The organism is Aldersonia sp. NBC_00410 (genome assembly GCF_026342035.1).
In the GTDB taxonomy this organism is placed as follows: Bacteria; Actinomycetota; Actinomycetes; order Mycobacteriales; family Mycobacteriaceae; genus Aldersonia.
Genome location: NZ_JAPENM010000002.1, coordinates 574,980 through 591,495 on the forward strand (window position 1 = coordinate 574,980; position 16,516 = coordinate 591,495).

Annotated in this window: 13 protein-coding genes; 6 read left to right on the forward strand and 7 right to left on the reverse strand. The window is 66.2% G+C overall.

What is annotated here, in order from left to right:
- Positions 1-5 precede the first annotated feature (5 nt).
- A complete protein-coding gene (pepN, locus tag OG921_RS06435) occupies positions 6-2,588 on the forward strand; it encodes an aminopeptidase N (protein ID WP_266111513.1) in 2,583 nt (860 codons plus the stop codon).
- A 72-nt stretch (positions 2,589-2,660) separates the two neighbouring features.
- Here the strand turns inward: pepN and OG921_RS06440 are convergent, their stop codons facing one another.
- The 3 genes from OG921_RS06440 to OG921_RS06450 form a co-directional block, all read right to left on the reverse strand.
- Positions 2,661-3,131, reverse strand: a complete 471-nt coding sequence (locus tag OG921_RS06440) for a DUF5130 domain-containing protein (RefSeq protein ID WP_266111514.1) — start codon at positions 3,129-3,131, stop codon at positions 2,661-2,663.
- Complete coding sequence (locus OG921_RS06445) at positions 3,118-3,378, reverse strand: hypothetical protein (RefSeq protein WP_266111515.1); 261 nt, start codon at positions 3,376-3,378, stop codon at positions 3,118-3,120. The genes OG921_RS06440 and OG921_RS06445 overlap by 14 nt, the downstream gene beginning before the upstream one ends.
- Positions 3,379-3,462: 84 nt before the next feature.
- Positions 3,463-4,155, reverse strand: a complete 693-nt coding sequence (locus OG921_RS06450) for an HNH endonuclease (protein ID WP_266111516.1) — start codon at positions 4,153-4,155, stop codon at positions 3,463-3,465.
- 222 nt (positions 4,156-4,377) lie between these two features.
- Here OG921_RS06450 and OG921_RS06455 point away from each other — a divergent pair, with 222 nt between their 5' ends.
- Positions 4,378-4,770, forward strand: coding sequence for a globin (locus tag OG921_RS06455; RefSeq protein WP_266111517.1), 393 nt, complete (start codon positions 4,378-4,380; stop codon positions 4,768-4,770).
- Positions 4,771-4,864: 94 nt separating this feature from the next.
- Complete coding sequence (locus tag OG921_RS06460) at positions 4,865-6,469, forward strand: glycoside hydrolase family 13 protein (RefSeq protein ID WP_266111518.1); 1,605 nt, start codon at positions 4,865-4,867, stop codon at positions 6,467-6,469.
- A 95-nt stretch (positions 6,470-6,564) separates the two neighbouring features.
- Here the strand turns inward: OG921_RS06460 and OG921_RS06465 are convergent, their stop codons facing one another.
- Complete coding sequence (locus tag OG921_RS06465) at positions 6,565-7,140, reverse strand: cysteine hydrolase (protein WP_266111519.1); 576 nt, start codon at positions 7,138-7,140, stop codon at positions 6,565-6,567.
- Between the two features lie 327 nt (positions 7,141-7,467).
- Here OG921_RS06465 and OG921_RS06470 point away from each other — a divergent pair, with 327 nt between their 5' ends.
- Genes OG921_RS06470 through OG921_RS06480 form a run of 3 tightly spaced genes read left to right on the forward strand, consistent with a single transcriptional unit; the run spans position 7,468 to position 10,442 of the window.
- Positions 7,468-8,394: a TauD/TfdA family dioxygenase gene (locus OG921_RS06470; RefSeq protein ID WP_266111520.1), complete on the forward strand. Its 927-nt coding sequence runs from the start codon at positions 7,468-7,470 to the stop codon at positions 8,392-8,394.
- Positions 8,395-8,426: 32 nt separating this feature from the next.
- On the forward strand, positions 8,427-9,371 hold the full coding sequence (locus tag OG921_RS06475; protein ID WP_266111521.1) for a TauD/TfdA family dioxygenase: 945 nt from the start codon (positions 8,427-8,429) through the stop codon (positions 9,369-9,371).
- A gap of 6 nt (positions 9,372-9,377) precedes the next feature.
- Positions 9,378-10,442 carry an ABC transporter substrate-binding protein gene (locus tag OG921_RS06480; protein WP_266111522.1) on the forward strand — a complete coding sequence of 355 codons (1,065 nt, stop codon included), beginning with the start codon at positions 9,378-9,380 and terminating at the stop codon, positions 10,440-10,442.
- A gap of 22 nt (positions 10,443-10,464) precedes the next feature.
- Here the strand turns inward: OG921_RS06480 and OG921_RS06485 are convergent, their stop codons facing one another.
- From OG921_RS06485 to OG921_RS06495, 3 genes are read right to left on the reverse strand one after another with little or no spacing between them, the layout of a single operon-like run.
- Positions 10,465-11,151, reverse strand: coding sequence for a hypothetical protein (locus OG921_RS06485; RefSeq protein ID WP_266111523.1), 687 nt, complete (start codon positions 11,149-11,151; stop codon positions 10,465-10,467).
- Complete coding sequence (locus OG921_RS06490) at positions 11,144-11,596, reverse strand: thioesterase family protein (protein ID WP_266111524.1); 453 nt, start codon at positions 11,594-11,596, stop codon at positions 11,144-11,146. The genes OG921_RS06485 and OG921_RS06490 overlap by 8 nt, the downstream gene beginning before the upstream one ends.
- Positions 11,593-16,476, reverse strand: coding sequence for an NAD-glutamate dehydrogenase (locus tag OG921_RS06495; RefSeq protein ID WP_266111525.1), 4,884 nt, complete (start codon positions 16,474-16,476; stop codon positions 11,593-11,595). The genes OG921_RS06490 and OG921_RS06495 overlap by 4 nt, the downstream gene beginning before the upstream one ends.
- Between the last annotated feature and the right edge of the window lie 40 nt (positions 16,477-16,516).

Below are 16,516 nucleotides of genomic sequence, written 5' to 3' on the forward strand. Positions count from 1 at the left end.
AGGCTGTGGTAGCACCCAACCTCACCCGCGACCAGGCGATCGAGCGGTCGCGCCTGGTGACCGTCGACAACTACGCGATCGACCTCGACCTCACCGACGGTGCGGGCGCGCCGGGCGAGAAGACCTTCCTTTCGCGCACGACGGTGACCTTCGGCGCGCAGGCCGGTTCGAGCACCTTCATCGACATCGTGGCCGCAGGCATCCGCTCCGCGGTGCTGAACGGGACGAGCCTCGATCTGTCGGGCTACGACGAGTCCAAGGGCATCGCGTTGTCCGATCTCGCCGAATCAAACGAACTTGTCGTCGAGGCGGATTGCCGGTTCATGAACACCGGGGAGGGTCTGCACCGCTTCGTCGATCCATCGGATGACTCGGTCTACCTGTACTCACAATTCGAAACGGCCGACGCCAAGCGGATGTTCGCCTGCTTCGACCAGCCGGACCTCAAGGCGACCTTCGACCTCACAGTGACCGCACCGGCGGACTGGCAGGTCATCTCGAATGCCGCCCACGTGGAAAACGTGAAGCACGAGCCGGGTAAGCACGTCTTCCGGACGACGCCGCGGATGAGTACCTACCTCGTCGCGCTGATCGCCGGCCCGTACTCGGAGTGGACCGACTCGTACTCCGACGAGCACGGCACCATCCCACTCGGCATCTACTGCCGTAAGTCGCTCGCCGAGCACATGGACGAAGACCGGCTGTTCACCGAGACCAAGCAGGGATTCGCCTTCTACCACAAGAACTTCGGCGTGCCTTATGCGTTCGGTAAGTACGACCAGTTGTTCGTGCCGGAGTTCAACGCGGGTGCGATGGAGAACGCCGGCGCGGTGACCTTCCTGGAGGACTACGTCTTCCGCTCCAAAGTCACCCGTGCCTCCTACGAGCGCCGCGCCGAGACCGTACTGCACGAGATGGCGCATATGTGGTTCGGCGATCTCGTCACGATGCAGTGGTGGAACGACCTGTGGCTCAACGAGTCGTTCGCCACCTTCGCCTCGGTGTTGTGCCAGGCCGAGGCCACCGAGTACGTCAACGCCTGGACCACATTCGCCAACGTCGAGAAGTCGTGGGCCTACCGGCAGGATCAGCTGCCATCGACCCATCCGATCGCCGCGGACATCCCCGATCTGCACGCGGTCGAGGTGAACTTCGACGGCATCACCTACGCCAAGGGTGCGAGCGTGCTCAAGCAGCTCGTCGCCTATGTCGGGTTGGAGTCGTTCCTTGCGGGTCTACGTGACTACTTCGCCGCACACGCATTCGGGAACGCGACCTTCGACGACCTGCTCGCGGCGTTGGAGAAGGCGTCGGGGCGCGACCTGTCCGACTGGGGCGCGCAGTGGCTGCGGACCACTGGGCTCAACACGCTGCGCCCCGCCTTCGACACCGATGCCGACGGGAAGTTCACCAAGTTCTCGGTGATACAGGACGGTGCCGAACCGGGCAAGGGCGAGCGGCGCGTGCATCGACTCGCGATCGGCGTCTACGACGATGACGGCAACGGAAAGCTGGTGCGCACCAAGCGGATCGAGCTCGACCTCGACGCGGCCGAGCAGACCGACGTGCCCGAGCTGATCGGTGTCGGGCGCGGCAAATTCGTGTTGGTCAACGATGACGACCTGACCTACTGCTCGGTGCGCCTGGATCCCGAGTCGTTGGACACGCTGATCGAGCGCGTCGCCGATATCGCCGATGCTCTCCCCCGCACCCTCGCCTGGTCGGCGGCCTGGGAGATGACCCGGCAAGCCGAGTTCAAAGCGCGCGATTACGTCGCTCTGGTCGAACGCGGCGTCGGCGCAGAGACCGAAGTCGGTGTCGTACAGCGCTTGCTGATGCAGGCCCAGGCATCGCTCGGCAGCTACGCCGAGCCGGCCTGGGCGAAGGACGAGGGCTGGCCGCGCTTCGCCGACCGGGTGCTCGAACTCGCTCGCGAGGCGGAGCCGGGTTCGGATCATCAGCTGGCGTTCGTGAACGCGCTCGCCTCGTCACTGTTGTCGGCCTGGCACACCGAGGTCCTGCAGGAACTGCTCGATGCCGATCCCTCGACGGTCGGCCTGCCAGGACTCGTCGTGGACACCGACCTGCGCTGGCGGATCGTCGCGGCACTCGCTGCCGCCGGCGAGATCGACGCAGACGGCATCGAGACGCCGTTCATCGACGCCGAGCTCGAGCGGGACAACACGGCAGCCGGCAAGCGACTGGCCGCAGCAGCTGCGGCCGCACGACCACAGGCCGCGGTCAAGGAAAAGGCCTGGGCCACGGTGATCGAGGATGACTCGGTCGCGAACATCACCGCACGCTCGATCATTTCCGGGTTCGCGCCGCAGGGTCAGGGTGAGTTGCTCGCGCCGTATCTGCAGCGCTACTTCGACGCCATCCCCGGCGTGTGGGAGCGCCGGTCGAGCGAGGTCGCCCAGACGGTCGTGGTCGGGCTGTATCCGTCCTGGGAGATCAACGAGCACGCACTCGAAGTGGCGGACGAATTCCTTGCCGCCGAGCACCCGGCCGCGCTGCGTCGCCTCGTGGTCGAGGGCCGCGCGGGCGTCGTTCGGGCGCTCGCGGCCCGCAAATTCGACGCGAGCTAGACCGACACAGACGGGTAGGGCGCGCGCACTCGAAGTGCGCGCGCCCTACCCGATCGTCGTTCGGAGTTCCGTCTAGGCCTTCGAGATCGCGGCGGTCATCACCCGGATCGCCGACACGATGCCGTCGATCAGATCGCCCTGGCCGAACGAGGCGACCGCGGCGGTGACGCCGAGCTGCGCGACGCTGTCGGTAACGCGGTTGGAAACCCTGCGCCCGGAGCGGATCTCGATGGCGCGCTGGTTCGGCGACACGGCGATCAGCGTCGAGCGCTCCGCCTCGGGCGTGCTCGGGAACAGCGCCAGGACGCCGGCGGCGGGATCGTCGCCGAGATCACCGAGGTAGACGTTGAAGCGGATCTTGGTGGACCGGGTCGCGTCGGTCAGCGCCACATCGAGCGCGATCAGCTCCTGCTGAGTGAACGGGAGTTCGGGGAACTCCTCACCGGCACGATGCACCGACGACACGCGACCGCTCGAGGTGATTACCGAGCCGAGCGGCAGCTCGGCCTCGATCACCGCCGGCCAATGGTTACCACTTGCCACTTGCGGTGCCTCCGATCAGATTTGCCGGCGCGGCTTCGATCGCCGCATGTCCGCTGTGGTGGGCGTGCGTGGTGACTTCGTCCACCGCACTCCACAGAACGGGCTCGTGCGTCCAGTGGGCGCGAAGGTCGTAGTGCGCGGGGGCGGTGCCGGCGTACCTCTTGCCGAGCATCGACGCCGCGCCCAGCAACCCCCACACCGCGACCGGAATGACCACGAATATCAGCACTGTTTCGAGAAGGCTCACACGCTTACGGTAGTCGACCGTGCGGCATGTCGCGGCGCTACCCGGCCGCTTCGCCCGCACCGGACAGAATCCGCGCGTCTCGGGTCAGGCGGCACCTTCGCCGAGATAGCGCAACCACGACGGATCGAGCTCCTTCGTGGACGCGAGCAGCCGCCAATGCGGACCCTTCGGCGGCACCAGCGCCGCGCGCAGCGTCCAGCCGAGTTCGCTGAGCAACTTGTCGGCTTTGCGGTGATTACACGAGGCGCAACTGGCGACGCAGTTCTCCCAGGAATGCTCGCCCCCGCGGCTGCGCGGCACGACGTGGTCGATCGTTTCCGCCTTGCCCCCGCAATAGGCGCACCGGAACCGGTCGCGATGCATGAGGGCCGCGCGAGTCATCGGGATGCGGGCGCGATACGGCACGCGCACATAGGTGCGAAGTCGGATCACCGACGGCACGGCAACCGCGCGTGCGGCGGAATGCAGGACCGCGCCCTGCGGATCTTCGTGCACGGGGTCGGCCTTGTCGCACACGAGCAAGGTGACGGCGCGTCGGACGGGAACAGCGGTGAGCGGCTCGAAGGTCGCGTTCAGCAGCAGGACCCGGCGCTTCACCCACGCAGGAACCGCGTTCTCGTCGGCGGCGAGAAGCGGAGGAGACGTTGTCTCGGAATAAACGTGGAGGGTATTGGCCCCCGACCCCTGTTTATGGGCGTCGGTGGGCACGAGTTGTCGGTGCGCTCGGGCATGGTCCGCTCGGGCGTGGTCGGCGCGAGCGTGGTGTCGATGCGTCATGCGGCCTCCGCAGGTTCGTCACCAAAGTGGAACACGGATAGGCGGCAGATGCACGCCGATTTGGCACAAAGTCGCAGGACAGCAAGTGAACATGCGATGACACCCGCAGCACCGTTCGTTCGCGATTCCGGCGGTAGGCACCCGTCCCCCGCCGTGCCTGTCCAGGCGAGCGGGCACAATGGCGGTGTCGCTGTCCGCACTCGAGAGGATGACTCCGCACCGATGACCGACACCGAGCCGAGTTTCTACGAAGCGATCGGCGGCGCCGACACGTTCCACCGCCTGGTTGGTCGGTTCTACGAGGAAGTCGCCAAGGACGAGATTCTGCGGCCGCTGTATCCCGAGGAGGATCTCGGTCCCGCCGAACGACGGTTGCGGATGTTCCTCGAGCAGTACTGGGGCGGCCCCCGCACCTACTCCGACGAGCGCGGCCACCCACGTCTGCGGATGCGCCATATGCCGTTCCGCGTCGGCTACCTCGAACGCGATGCGTGGCTGCGGTGCATGCATATCGCCGTGGACTCGATCGGACCCGAACTCGACGACGCGCACCGCAAGGCACTGGTCGATTACTTCGAGATGGCCGCGAACTCGTTGGTGAACGCGCCGCTGTGACGCGGTACCGGCCGCAAGTGCCTCTAGCTGCGGGCTTCCTCGGGCGGCGCGGTGCGAATCGAGAATGTCGCGGCCGTTTGGCACTATGCCTTATGTGACCGAAGTCGACCTGGCACACCCGACCGAAGACTCCGCCGACGCCTGGTGGCGCGATGCGGTGGTCTATCAGGTCTATCCGCGTTCGTTCGCCGATTCCGACGGCGACGGTGTTGGCGACCTCGCGGGCATCCGCGACAAACTCGGCTACCTCGAATTGCTCGGTGTCGACGCGATTTGGCTGTCCCCGGTGATGCGTTCGCCGATGGCCGACCACGGTTACGACGTCGCCGACCCGCGCGATATCGATCCCCTGTTCGGAGATCTCGCGGACTTCGACGCGCTCGTTGCGGAGGCACACGAACGCGAGATTCGGGTCACGATGGACCTGGTGCCCAACCACACCAGCGATCAGCACGCGTGGTTCGCCGAGGCGCTCGCCGCATCGCCGGGCAGTCCGGCCCGCGCCCGTTACTACTTCCGCGACGGTCGCGGTGAGGGCGGCACCGAACCGCCGAACAATTGGCGCAGCATGTTCGGCGGACCGGCATGGACCAGGGTCACCGAGCCCGATGGCTCGCTCGGCCAGTGGTACCTGCATCTGTTCGCATCCGAGCAACCCGACCTGAACTGGGATAATCCGGAAGTCTCCGACGATCTCGCCCGTACCCTGCGATTCTGGCTCGACCGCGGTATCGACGGGTTCCGGATCGACGTCGCGCACGGCCTGGCCAAGCCCGACCAGTTGCCCGACATGGCACACAACGACGAGTCCGAACTACTCGACAGCGCCGAGGGCGACCCCCGATTCGATCAGGACGGCGTGCACGAAATCCATCGCAACATCCGCAAGGTGCTCGACGAGTACCCGGGCTCGGTCGCGGTGGGCGAGGTCTGGGTGGACGACGACGAACGCTTCGGCGACTACGTCCGGCCCGACGAGCTGCACCTGGCGTTCAATTTCCGGCTGGTCCAGGCCGATTTCGATGCGACCGCCATTCGAGAGGCGATCGACCACTCGATCCGCGCCGTGGGCCGGGTTGGCGCCACCCCGACGTGGACCCTGTCCAACCACGACGTGGACCGCGAGGTCACGCGGTACGGCGGCGGCGCGGTAGGCCGGGACCGGGCCCGCGCGATGGCGCTCGTGAAGCTGGCGCTGCCAGGTGTCGCCTTTCTCTACAACGGCAGCGAACTCGGTCTGCCCAACGCCGACCTACCCGACGAGGCGTTGCGCGATCCGATGTGGGAACGCTCCGGGCACACCGAACGCGGCCGCGACGCCTGCCGCATCCCGCTACCGTGGGAGGGAACCGAACCACCGTTCGGGTTCACCGACGGCAAGAGCGCACCGTGGCTGCCCATCCCGACGGACTGGTCCGGGCTCACCGTGGAATCCCAACTCGAGGATCTCGATTCGACGCTCACGCTCTACCGTTCCGCGTTGGAACTGCGGGCCAAGCATCCGGAGTTTTCCGGCGCGGAGATCGAGTGGTACGGCAGCCCGTCCGAATGCCTGGCGTTCCGCCGCGCGGGTGGCGTCATCTGCGCGCTGAACGCCTCCGCGGAGCCGATTTCGCTTCCGCCGGGCACGTTGGTGTTGGCGAGTGCCCCCCTCATCGACGGCAAGCTGGCGCCGAACGCTGCCGCCTGGCTGGTCTGAATTCACGAAGAGCAGTGCCCGTTGGGACTTGGCCGTCTCGACCGCGGGCATCCGCAATCGCGAAACCATCCGAGACGTCGCTCGTCGAGCATGAGCTAGCCGGCGAGGGCGGTCCGCACTTCGGCGAGGGAAAGCGCGCGCGGACCGAAAGTGCGCTCACTTCTGCGCTGCATGATTCTCGAAAAGGTCGCGGTGCAGTCGGGTACCACGAACGCATCGAAGCCGCGCGCGAGGGCCGTGCGAAATGTCTTCACCACGCACTGATCGGTGGTGAATCCGCATATGACGATAGTCTCGGCACCGGCAGCGCGTAGGACCTGCTCGAGGTCGCTGTCGACGAACGCGTCGAATGCCGTGCGGCCATGGACCACCGAGTCACCCGGTGAATGGATACCGTTGGTGAGTTCCGCACGGCTACTGCCCGCGGTGAAGACCCGGCCGCGGGTCAGCCGGGCGAAGGTTCCGTTCAGCTGTTTGGGATCGATTACCAAGGGGGCATGGACCACCGGCACACCGGCAGCGCGTGACGCTGCGACGAGTTCGAGACTATTGCCGATGACGTCACGCCGTCTCAGTTCCCTGGCGATCGACCGGTTGTACAGCCCGGGACCGGTCCATTGCTTCTGAAACTCGATGAGTAGCAGCGCAGTCCGATCGCGTGCAAGCTCCACCCGACCCCCTCGGTTCGACCCGGCTGCCGACTCTACCCCGCCGGTGTTGCCCAACTGTACCGTCGTGGGAAACCCCGGCAATAAATTCGCCGCTGCTCCAAATCGTTGTCTGCGGCCGCGTACGCGCCGACACTACTAGTCGTGAGCACCGCATTCAGCAGGGTGAGCTGTCGCTGCCACCACAGCCTCACCTGACGCGCATAGTTCTGCGCCCCAATCACTTTCACGCGCATGCCTCGAATCGAGTCGGCATGTGTGCCAATGCCGTGCCGTCGATCCAACAAAGAATCGGCGGACGGCGGTCGATTCCCGAATCAGGAGTCCGTCATGTCCACTGCTACCGCTACCTCCACCTCGCTCGACATCGCGCCAATCGCCGGTTATCTCGGCGCCGAGGTGTCGGGGGTGACGCTTGCCGATGAGCTTGCCCCCGACACCGCCGAACAACTGCGAAACGCCCTTTTCGAGTACAAGGTGCTGTTCTTCCGCGATCAGCCACTCGACCACACCCAGCACATCCGGTTCTCGCGGACCTTCGGCAAAGTGACGCCTGCACATCCCTACGAGGACAAGGCACCCGAGGGCTTCCCCGAAATTCTCGAGGTCGACAGCCGCAAGTACGCGGCCAAGGCCGGCACGAAGAGCTACAGCTACGCCAATTTCTGGCACAGCGACGTGACCGCACTGATCAACCCACCCGCGGTGACCACGCTGCGCGCCGAACTCGTCCCCGAGATCGGTGGTGACACCACGTGGACCGATCTCACTGCGGCATATGCAAACCTGCCCGCCTCACTGCAGAAGTTCCTCGACGGCAGCTACGCCGAGCACCGCTTCGGCGGGCGGGCACCGCGGTGGGTCGAGGGCTCCGAAAGCGACCGCAAGGCCAAGACGATCCCGATCATCTCCGAGCATCCGGTGGTGCGTGTGCACCCGGTGACCGGGGCCAGGGCGCTGTTCGTCTCGCCCGGTTTCACCAGCCGCATCGTCGGGCTCAACGCGCGCCAGAGCGACCGCATTCTCGATCTGCTCTTCGACGAGATCGCCAATCCCGCGTACACGGTGCGAATCAACTGGACACCGAACAGCCTCGGTGTCTGGGACAACCGCGCAACCGCCCACCTCGCGCCGACCGACCTCGATCACCTCGACGTGGTGCGGGTGCTGTACCGCACCACCATCGAGGGGGACGTTCCGCTCGGTGCCGACGGTGGTAGCTCCCGCTCGATTTCCGGCGACCCCTTCCTCGCCTGATCCAACCCTCATACCTAGAAAGGCTTTTCCGCATGACCGTGATCGACACCCACTCCCCCGTCGCCGCCGATACCGACCTCGAGTTCCGCCCGGTCGCCGGCTATATCGGGGCCGAGGTACGCAATATCGATCTGTCCCAACCGCTTCCGCCCGAACAGGTGAAGGCCGTCACCGACGCGCTGCACCGCTACAAGGTGCTGTTCTTCCGCGATCAGCACATCGGGCACGCGGAGCACATCGCGTTCTCCCGCCAACTCGGCCGCGTCACGTCGTCGCACCCCTACGACGACGAAGCGCCGACCGAGTTCCCGGAGATCCTCACGGTCGACAACCGTGACTACGAGCGGAAGTTCGGCATCAAGGCCGCCAGCTACACCAACGAGTGGCACACCGATGTCACCGCGCTGATCAACCCGCCCGCGATCACGGTGCTGCGCGCGCACATCGCACCGAAGCGTGGTGGCGACACCAGTTGGACCAATCTGGCGGCCGCCTACGCAAACCTGCCGGACTCGCTCAAGGACCTCGTGAACGGGCTGCGCGCCGAGCACCGCTTCGGCGGACGCCGACCGGTCTGGCACGCGGGCAGCACTTACGCTCGCAAGACCCAGGACAACCCGCTGGTGACAGAACACCCGGTCGTGCGCGTGCACCCGGCCACCGGCGAGCGCGTGCTGTTCGTGAATCCCGGATTCACCACGCGCATCGTCGGATTGAGCGCACGCCAGAGCGACGCGCTGCTGGACCTGCTGTTCGACGAGGTGACCAACCCGGCCTACACGGTGCGGTTCCGCTGGTTCGACGGCAGCATCGCGGTCTGGGACAACCGAGCCACCGCGCACCTGGCACCCAGCGACGTCAACCATCTCGACATCACCCGGGTGCTCTACCGCACGACGCTCGAGGGTGACGTCCCGGTTGGCATCGACGGCAACCCGTCGACCGCCATCTCGGGTGACAAGTTCGTCGGCAAGTAACCCGCGATGAACTTCCGAAGAATTGCAACGATCGCCGTCGTCGCCAGTGCCGTGGCGGCGCTGGTGGTCGGCTGCGGATCGAGCAGCACGGAATCCCAAACCACAGCCGAGGGCAAAACCGTGCTGCGATACCAGGGATCGCCGAGCCAGGTGACCTGGTACGAACTCGCCGACCACCTCGGCTACTTCGAGCGAGTGTCATTGGAATGGAAGGGCGACACCACCTCCGGCCCGCAGGATATCCAGTCGGTGGCGACCAACCAGGTCGACATCGGCGGGGCATTCAACGGTTCGGTGGCCAAGCTGCAGCAGGCCGGCTCGAAGATCACCGCGGTGGTCTCGGCCAACGGGTCGGACACCGACACCTTCCAGGGGTACTACTCCCTCGAAGGCAGCGGCATCAACACCGCGCGGGACTTGATCGGCAAGAAGGTCGGCATCAACACCCTCGGGGCGTATCACGAATACGCGATCAAGGAGTGGCTACACCGACAGGGATTGTCCGACGATGAAATCAAGCAGGTCGAGTTCATCGTCGTCCCGCCGGTCAACACGGAGACAGCGCTGCGCCAGAAGCAGGTCGATGTCGGCAATCTGGGCACGATAATCAAGGACGTGGCACTCGAGCACGGCGGGTTGCACGAGATCTTCCGCGACACCGACCTCATCGGCAACCTCGCCATCGCCAGTTACGTGGTCCGCGACGATTTCATCGCCAGCAACGCCGACGATGTCAAGGACTTCGTCCAGGGCACCGCGCGGGCGATCCGGTGGGCGCAAACCCATCCGCGTGCGGAGGTGGTCGCCAAGTTCGAGGAGATCATCAACGGTCGCGGCCGGGCGGAGAACACCAACTTCGTCCAGCACTTCAAGAGCGCCGGTATACCGGCGCCGGGCGGGGTGATCGGCGCCGACGAGTACACCCTGTGGGTGGACGAGGCGGTGCGACTCGGGGAACTGCCCGCGGGCATCGACGTCACCAAGTTGTTCACCAACGAGTTCAATCCCTACGCGAACGGCACCTTCCCACCCGAGGCAAACTCGGACGGAGAGCCGCTGGCGGCCGGGTAACGCTCTCGGGAAGGAGGGCCACTCACGGTCCGATGAGCAGCGGCGGGGCCTGGCCCCGCCGCTTGCTCACCGTGCCGTACCGTGCGTCGAGCCTGACCCAGTTGCGCTCGCAGCGCACCCGCACGATCTCGGCGGGGTCGATTCGATCGAGATCGAGATCGGCGGCCGATGACTGGTCTCCGGAGTGCGGGACGAACCCCATTCCGACGAGGGCGAACACGACCCGCATCGACACGCCCACCGATTGCCCGGCTCCGCTGACCTCGACGACCTCCTGATCGAGCAGCGACGCGGGTGGCCCCTGCGAGCTCGAATGTTCCTGGGCCAGTTCGGTTCCACGGCGGGCCAGGACGACAAGATCACGTGCGGGTACGTCATCGACATGCACGAACCCCCGCTCGGGCGGCAGCGCGCCTCGCCACGCCGAATCCATCGGAAAGCCGAGCGCGATCGATCCACCGGCGCTTCCGGACAACGTGGCCAGTAGTTCGTCGGCCGCCACCGTCGCGTCATCAGGTGTCAGCACCGCCTGGACAGCGCGTTGGGCCAGCACATCGAAACCCGTTGCGACCCAGGCGGCAACGCGACCATCACGGCGTCTGCGCAGCCGCACGACCGCGGCTTCGTCGAGCCGGACGGCGTTGGTCAGGAACGAGACCAGGTTCTCCCGTTCCGCCGGGTCGGCGACGAGCAGCGACCGGTCAGCCACGTGACCGCTTGGCGGAACCGCTGCGCTGCCACTGCGCGAGGTAGCCCCGCTCCTCCGGGCTCAGCCGGCGCAACCGTTGCGTGGAGATGTCGAATGCGGCCAGTTGCGTCGTAGCCTCCACCGCCGCGGGAATCTCGGGCGAACCCCCGGCGCCGCGTACCTCGTACCCGACGGTGAAGTCGACGGCACGCAACTGCTCCACCCACAGCACGATGTCGAGCGGGGAATCCTCATGACGCAACTGGCCGCGGTAGCGCACGTGCAGATCTGCCAGTACGCAGCCGTCGCGCAGCGCCGTCGTCGGCAGGCCGTCGCGGAACAGCCAGGGAATCCGCGCCTCTTCGAGCAGCGTCACCATCCGGGCGTGGTTGATGTGCTGGAAGGCATCCATGTCCGACCAGCGCACTTCGACCTTGGTGTGGAATCCGGGCCGACCTTCGTTCAACGCGCAACCTCCGATTGACTACCGACGCCACTGATCATGCTGCGGACCTGGCGTGCGGCGACCGAGAGCGTTGCCAGGTCAGAGGTGCCCGACTCGAAGATCTCCGCGAGCGCGGTGCGCGCGCGGGCGAGCCGGGACTGATTCGTGGACTCCCAGTATGCGATCTTCTCGTTCGGGTCCTCATCCGGCTCCCCTCCGACGAGGACGTTCATCGTCAACGCCCGCATCGCACCGTACAGATCGTCGCGCAGCGCGAGCCGCGCCAGCGCATGCCACCGGTCGCCGCGAGCGAGGTCGGTGACCGCGACGAGCATCCAGTCGATACCGAGATGGTCGTAGAGCGCGTAATACAGCGATCCCACCTCGTCGCCGTCGCGGTCGGTGATGTCCGCGATGTCGACGATGTCGAGCAGGGGGAACCGGTTGAGCAGCCCGGTCACCTCGTTCGCGAGCTCCTCCGGCGCCCCGCGCTGCACATAGGACTGTGCCCGCTTGTCCGTGTCGGAGACGTGCCAGCCGCGCATCCACTCCGGGACCGTCGATGCCAGTTCGCCGACCCGGGTGCGATACCGGTTGATCTCGGCACCGACCGCGAGCGGCTGCGGACGATTCGTCAGGAACCAGCGCGATGCCCGGTCCAGCGTGCGCTTGGACTCGAGTTCGAGATCATCGAGCACTGACGTGGGCGCCGACGCGCTGCGGATCCGGTCCCACACGCCGTGCAGGCCGAAGACCTCGGTCGCCGCATCGAACGCACGGACCGCATCGGTCGTATTGGCACCGGCCTCCTCGGCGAGCCGGTAGGCGTAACTGATGCCACCGTGATCGACCACCTCGTTCGTGAGCAGCATCGCCACGATCTGCCTGCTCAACGGATGCTCACCGATGGCCGTCGCGAACCGTTCGCGCAGCGGCGCAGGGAAATACCCGGGCAGGCGCCGACCGAACACCCGGCTGTCGGGCAGATCGCTGGCGAGCAGATCCGCTTTGAGGCTCATCTTGACGTGCGCCATCAGCGTCGCGAGCTCGGGCGAGGTCAGTCCCTGACCGTCCTGGCGTCGTTGGCCGATCTCGTGCTCGCTCGGCAGCGCTTCCAACTCCCGGTCGAGTGCCCGGTTTCGTTCGAGGTCCGCGATCACCCGGCGATAGACATTGAGCATCTCCACGGCGTCGAAGCGAGCCAGACCGAGCAAATAGTTCTGGGAGATGTTGTCCGCCAGCACGAGCCGGCCGACCTCGTCGGTCATGCTGACCAGCAGCGAGTTGCGCTCGTCCTCCTGCAACTGGCCGCCGATCACGAGCCGATCGAGCAGGATCTTGATGTTGACCTCGTGGTCGGAGCAGTCGACACCGGCAGAGTTGTCCAGGGCATCGGTGTTGATCCGACCGCCGTTGCGCGCGAACTCGATTCGGCCGAGCGCGGTGACGCCGAGGTTGCCACCCTCGCCGACAACCTTCGCGCGCAACTCGATTGCGTCGACCCGGACCGCGTCGTTGGATTTGTCTCCGGCATCGGCGTTGGACTCGCTGCTCGCCTTGATGTAGGTGCCGATCCCGCCGTTCCACAGCAAATCGACCGGCGCCCGGAGAATTGCCTTGATTATTTCCGGCGGCGGCAGCGCGCTCACGTCGTCGCCGAGGCCGAGCGCCGTGCGCGCCTGCGGGCTCACCGGAATCGATTTGCGGGTGCGCTCCCACACGCCGCCACCGGTGCTGATCGCGTCGGTGTCGTAGTCCGCCCAGGACGAGCGCTGCAGGCCGAACAGTCGGCGTCGTTCCGCAACCGATTGCGCTGCATCGGGATCGGGGTCGAGAAAGATGTGCCGATGGTCGAAGGCCGCGACAATGCGGATGTGGTCCGACAGCAACATCCCGTTGCCGAACACGTCGCCGCTCATGTCGCCGACACCGACGACGGTGAAATCCTCGGATTGGGTGTCGCGATCCATCTCGCGAAAGTGCCGTTTGACGCTCTCCCAGGCACCGCGCGCGGTGATGCCCATTTCCTTGTGGTCGTAGCCGACGGAGCCACCCGAGGCGAACGCATCCCCCAGCCAGTAGCCATACCGGTGGGCGACCTCGTTGGCGGTATCGGAGAAGGTGGCGGTGCCCTTGTCCGCAGCGACGACGAGATAGGTGTCGTCGCCGTCGCGGCGCACCACGCGATCGGGCGGGACCACGGCGCGGGTGCTGTGGTCGAGATTGTCCGTGAGGTCGAGTAGACCGGATATGAACAGTCGGTAGCACGCGATGCCCTCTTCGCGCAGCGCCTGCCGGTATGCCGATTCGTCATCGGTCAGCACCGGCGGATTCTTCACCACGAAGCCACCTTTGGCGCCGACGGGCACGATCACCGCGTTCTTCACCGCCTGCGCCTTGACCAGTCCGAGGATCTCGGTGCGGTAGTCCTCGAGCCGGTCCGACCAGCGCAGCCCACCCCGCGCGACCGAACCGAAACGTAGGTGCACGCCCTCGACGCGCGGCGAATACACGAACACCTCGTATTTCGGCCGGGGCCGCGGAAGTTCGTCGAGCGAGTCCGGCTCGAGCTTGAACGCCAGATACGGCTGCGGCTCGCCGTCGGTGTCGGTGATGAAGTAGTTGGTCCGCAGCGTCGCCTTGATCAAGCCGAGGATCGCGCGCATGATCCGGTCCACGTCGAGGCTGACCACCTCATCGATAAGCTGACGCAGCCGGGCCTCCACCTCTGCGGCCCGCTCCGCCGAAGCCCGGTCCGGGTCGAACGTCGCGGTGAACAGCTCGACGAACAACTGCGCGGCTTCCGGGTGCGCGAGCAGCACCCGAGCGATGTTGCTCGGAACATAAGGAAACTGAACCTGCCGAAGGTATTTCGCGTAGGCCCGCAGCACCGCCGCCTCGCGCCAGTGCAATCCGGCCCGGAGCACGAGTTCGTTGAAGTTGTCCGCATCGGCCTTTGCGAACCAGATCGCGGCGAACGCAGCGGTGAATTGAGACTGGATACGCTCGGCGCCCTGCTCATCCGCGTCCGCGGTTTCCACGAGCGCGGATTCGAAGTCCGGACCCAATGCGCCGCGCAGCAATTCCGGGCCGGCGACGAGTCCGAAGTCGTAGATCCAGCGTTCGGAACCGTCGGCGAGCTCGACGCTATACGGGCGCTCGTCGAGCACCTCCACGCCGAGGCTGTGCAGGACCGGGAGCACATGGCTCAGCGACACGCCGCCGCCACCGATGTAGAGCCCGAGGCGCCAGTTTCCCCGCTCGGCACCTTCGTTGCGATACAGCCGCAAATCGATTGCGCCGGTTTGCAATTGTTCCAGTCTAAGGATGTCGCGCACTGCTCGGCGCGGGTCGAAGTCTTCCTTGTACGCCTCGGGAAATGCGTCGGCGTAGTGCTGCGCCCGCGCGGGCTCGAGCTCGTCGGTCGCCGCGACCTCGTCGCCGAGGTGGTCGTCCCAGCTTCGGCTCGCCTCGGCGATCAGTTCCTGGATGCGCAGGCGGTTGGCCTCGGAAGTATCGGCGCGGAGGACCCCGCTGTCGCCACCGGGCCGCACGGTGAAATGCAGGTTGGCGAAATCGCTTTCGGTGACCCGGGCCGAGTATTCGATCGATTCGCCGCCCAACTCGCGCACGAGGATGTCCTGGATGCTCAGGCGGACCCGTGTGTTGTAGCGATCCCGCGGGAGATATACCAGGCACGACACGAATCGCCGATAGGTGTCCTCGCGCAGGAACAACCGCAGTTCACGGCGCAGGTTGACATCGAGGACCGCGGTCGTGGTCGTGAACAGTGCATCCGTGCTCGCGGAGAACAATTCCGAGCGCGGAAAGGATTGGATGACCTCGAGCATCGCCTGGCCGGAAAACGAGTCGATGTCGAATCCGGCGCGCTCGATGACGTCGCGCACGCGTCGCTCGATCACCGGGATGTCGAGCACGTTCTCGTGCAGCGCCGACACGGTGAATACGCCGACGAACACGTGCCGCCCGATCACCTTTCCCGCCTCGTCGAAGGCGGACAGTCCCACGAAGTACGGGTGCACGGAGCGGTAGACCATCGCCGGTTCCGAACCCTGGGTCAGCATGAGCAACGATTCGTCGTCGCGGCCGACCGGTCCGGGAACCTCGATACCGGTCGCCAGACCGGCCCCGGCGCGCAGGACGCCGAGCGCGGTGCCCGGGATCGGATCTTCGTCGTCGGCATACCGGGCGTACCCGAGCAAGGTGAAGTGCCCGGACGACAGCCAGCGCATCAGGTCCGCGCAGCGGCTCAGCCGCGCGGGATCGAACGGCTCACCACCGCCTGCGGCTACCCGGTCGAGCTCGTCGGCCACGTCGCGTGTCCGGCCCCGCAGCTCCTCGGAGTCGTCGACGACCTGACGCACCTCGGCGAGCAGTTCGGGCACGACCTCCTCGATCCGGTCGAGCAGTTCGGGTTCGGTCGACGGATGCAGTTGCAGATGCATCCACGACTCGCGCAGTTCGAACCCGCTTGCCGTGCCGTCGGCTTCGTGTGGCGCGACATGCAACAGCCGTCCCGCGTCGTCGCGTTCGGACTCGAAGATCGGATGAATCAATTCGCTCAAGCTCGCGCCGAGCCGGGCAAGTGTCGAGGTCACCGATTTGACGAGCAGCGGCATATCGTCGATGACGATCTGCACCGCGGCCCCGATACCGGCTCCGTCGCCGGGCCGGTAGACCCGCCAGGCCGTGCCGCCTCCCGCGCGCTGCAGCGCGAGTTCGACGTGTTCGCGGAACACTTGCGTGGGCGCGCTGTCCACGGCCCCGCCCTTGTCGACATGCCGAAAATAGGCGGTCTCGAGATTGTCGAGATCGCCGCGCAGCGTGTCGGGCAGCCGCGCCGCCCATTCGGTGGCGTTGAGATCCTGCGAAACGGTCATCGTGGTGTCACCTCGAATCCGTCGACTCGGCCAGGGCACG

Bases quoted from the DNA above. Each gene is read 5' to 3' on its own strand.
- OG921_RS06450 (WP_266111516.1), bottom strand. From the start codon at position 4,155: ATGACGCATCGACACCACGCTCGCGCCGACCACGCCCGAGCGGACCAT.
- OG921_RS06455 (WP_266111517.1), top strand. From the start codon at position 4,378: ATGACCGACACCGAGCCGAGTTTCTACGAAGCGATCGGCGGCGCCGAC.
- OG921_RS06470 (WP_266111520.1), top strand. From the start codon at position 7,468: ATGTCCACTGCTACCGCTACCTCCACCTCGCTCGACATCGCGCCAATC.
- OG921_RS06475 (WP_266111521.1), top strand. From the start codon at position 8,427: ATGACCGTGATCGACACCCACTCCCCCGTCGCCGCCGATACCGACCTC.
- OG921_RS06480 (WP_266111522.1), top strand. From the start codon at position 9,378: ATGAACTTCCGAAGAATTGCAACGATCGCCGTCGTCGCCAGTGCCGTG.
- OG921_RS06495 (WP_266111525.1), bottom strand. From the start codon at position 16,476: ATGACCGTTTCGCAGGATCTCAACGCCACCGAATGGGCGGCGCGGCTG.